Source organism: Streptomyces sp. NPDC127084 (assembly GCF_042724175.1).
Classification (GTDB): Bacteria; Actinomycetota; Actinomycetes; order Streptomycetales; family Streptomycetaceae; genus Streptomyces.
Genome location: NZ_JBHXFA010000320.1, coordinates 1 through 2666, shown reverse-complemented (window position 1 = coordinate 2666; position 2666 = coordinate 1). Strand labels below are relative to the sequence as shown.

General features: G+C 69.1%; 2 protein-coding genes. One reads left to right on the top strand and one right to left on the bottom strand.

Going from position 1 to position 2666, the window contains the following annotated elements:
* Positions 1 to 147: 147 nt before the first annotated feature.
* Positions 148 to 1311 (bottom strand): GDSL-type esterase/lipase family protein, encoded by a 1164-nt coding sequence (locus ACFWI9_RS33785; RefSeq protein ID WP_387169001.1) that lies wholly within the window; start codon positions 1309 to 1311, stop codon positions 148 to 150.
* Between the two features lie 610 nt (positions 1312 to 1921).
* Between ACFWI9_RS33785 and ACFWI9_RS33780 the strand changes: the two genes are divergently transcribed.
* The gene (locus ACFWI9_RS33780) at positions 1922 to 2404 is read left to right on the top strand and encodes a DUF6924 domain-containing protein (protein ID WP_387168998.1); all 483 of its coding nucleotides are present in this window, start codon (positions 1922 to 1924) and stop codon (positions 2402 to 2404) included.
* The last annotated feature ends 262 nt before the right edge of the window (positions 2405 to 2666 follow it).

The following is a 2666-nucleotide window of genomic DNA, read 5'->3' as shown; positions in this document are numbered from 1 at the left end:
GCCATGGCGACACGCCATGGCGGACCGCCCCGTTGGCCCGCCGCGCCGGCGGATTCCGCGGCGCACCGGCCCGGGCCCGGGCCGCGCCCCCCTGACCGGGCGCGGTCGGACGGTCCCGGCGGGACCCTGAGTGGGTGTGGCGAACGCTCAGGAGACGCCGGTGAGATACATTCCCGAGTCGTCCTTGCCCGCCGTGTTCCGGCAGGCGTAGTCGCCCGTCTGCTCGGCGTAGATCAGGGTGAGGCAGCGGCCCAGAGCGCGCTGGGCGTAGTAGTTCGGGTGGAACGACTCCTGCACAGTGCCCTGCGCCACCCCGCTGACCAGGAAGCGCGCCCACTCACTGGTGGTCGCCGACGGTCCCTGCGAGGAAGTGGCCAGACGGGTCGTCTTGGCGCACACCTCACGCCCCTGGAGCATGTCCTGGAGATCGAGGAACTGGACCCCCTCGGCCTCGGCGACCGCCTTCACCCCGGCGGCGTACTCCGGGATGAACTCGTCCCGTGCCCAGTCGGCGTCCTTGTCCCAGAACGGGCAGCCGCCCGTCGTCAGCCTGGACCAGCCGCTCTGCGAGTACCGGTTCTCGGAGCTGCGGGGGATCGGGGACGGTGCCGACTGGAGGACGACGCGGTAGTCGCCGGAGGAGTACCCGGCGGACGACATCACGGCCCGTATCTCCTGGACGGACTTGGCGACGCCCGCCATCGCGGAGTCCATCCGCTGGTCGACCTTCTCCCCCTGGTCGTCGTAGCAGTAGGAGTACAGGATGGTGTAGTCCTTGACGCAGTTGCTGATGACCTCGCTGAAGCCCAGGTCGTTGCCGCCGATCGAGAGCGCGATCAGCTTGACCCGGTACCGCGCGGCGACCGCCGCCAGTTGGTCGGCCTGCGGAGACTCACCGTTGAGGGACTCGCCACCACTGACGGCCCGGATGACGTTGTCGGTGGTGGCGCCGGAGCACGCCAGGTTGATCGCCACATCGGCGATCCCGGTGGCGCTGAGCACCTCGGCGGAGTCGGAGCGGTCGCAGCCGCTGGCGTAGGTGCCGCCGTAGACCCTGGCGGGGTCGTAGCCGCCATTGGAATAGGCCCGGTCCGTGCCGTTGCGGTTGCCGGACTGCGTGTTGCTGTTGCCCTGCCAGCGGCCGGCTTCTCCGGAGATGAAGCTGTCCCCCATCGACACCACGGCGCTCTGCGCACTCGACGGGCTCGCCTGTGCGGGGGCGGCACCACTGGTGAGCGCGGCGGTGAGGACGAGTGCGGATGTGAGGACGGCGGCGGGCAACCGCAGGGGCGTGACGTGGAATCCGGGCATGGAGATGCTCCTGCATCCAGGCCGTGCCGACCTGGAGGATCAGCACGGAGCATTGACGGAGAAGCACACCGGCCGGGCGCGAGAGGAATCTGGCACGGCCCATTTGTTACCGCAAGGTAGCTGCACAGATTTCTTATCTGTCTCATAGGCGCCACCGGATCTTCGGCACAGCCGGCGGCGGAACTGCCACTGAACGGTTGTTCAGGAGCCGCCGACCGGCCTCCCCCGCCCGTGGCAGGCGGTGCTGCGGTCAACTCCCTTCGCCTCAGCACTACTTCAAGATGACGTTCGTTTGCCACCCGGATCGGACGCCGGCGTTCCGCTGCCCTTCACCGATGAGACGGACCGCTTTCCCCGCCGCCGCGCCGAGGCGACTCAAGCGCGTTCGTATACCGATTCGATATGTGCCGACCGTGCCTGGACGGCCCGTGCCGCCCGTCCGCCGCACACGCCTCGACTCACCCCCGGGCGGGCTCATCCAGACCTGGCGACCATGAGTGGGGACGTAAGGTCAGTGGCGTCAACGATGGAGGCCAAGGCGGCCTGCGAAGGTGTTGTCGGTGGCTCATGAGACAGTCGCAACCATGCCAGGCGCCATGGGAGGGGAAGCATGAAAGCGCTGCCTGAGATTCCGGGGCGTGACGAATTCGATGCCCTGATCATCCGGACCGACTACGGGGACGAGGCCGCGTGGCAGGCGGTGGTCGCGGACCTGGTTCAGCCGTGGGGTGGAGACGACGATTTCGAACCCGCTGTTCACCTCGTCGACGATCCCGCCTGGGCCGACCTCACGCCCGACAGGGTCCTCGAGGAGGCCAGGCGGGACGAGAACCTGAGCGTTGTGTTCCTCGCCGACCGGGTCACGATGCAGTCTGCCCAGCGCGCGCTGCTCGCCATCGACCTCGCCGAGGACGAAGACCTCGACCCGTTGTACGACCAGGAGCTCATCGACTCCCCACCGCCTCGCGAGTTCCGGACCGTTCCGGCCGGCGTCCACGACGTGCACGCGAATCTGTCGATCGCCAACATGGACTTCGCGGAGTTCGCCGAGGAAGCCTTCGCCGATCCCGACCGTGTCTACCGCCCCTACTGAGCAGCGGTTTCCGGATCTCCTCCCGGATCATCCGCCGCAGGCGGGTGCGGATGCCGCGGCCAGGTCCCGCTCGAGTTCCCGGACGTGCCCCGACCGGCCGGAGCTGAGTTTGGTGAGAGGCCCTTGTGTGCCGTTGCGTATTCCGTGCCCCGGTTCGTGTCGGCGGAGGCCATGGCTTCGTGGGGGACCCGGGGGGACACCCCCGGGGGGGGCCGGGGCCCCGGGCGCCCCAGGAATACCCCCCCCGCGGCGGCTCCCCACC

Excerpts from the sequence above, each read along its gene's own strand:
- ACFWI9_RS33785 (WP_387169001.1), bottom strand. The coding sequence starts at position 1,311 with ATGCCCGGATTCCACGTCACGCCCCTGCGGTTGCCCGCCGCCGTCCTC.
- ACFWI9_RS33780 (WP_387168998.1), top strand. The coding sequence starts at position 1,922 with ATGAAAGCGCTGCCTGAGATTCCGGGGCGTGACGAATTCGATGCCCTG.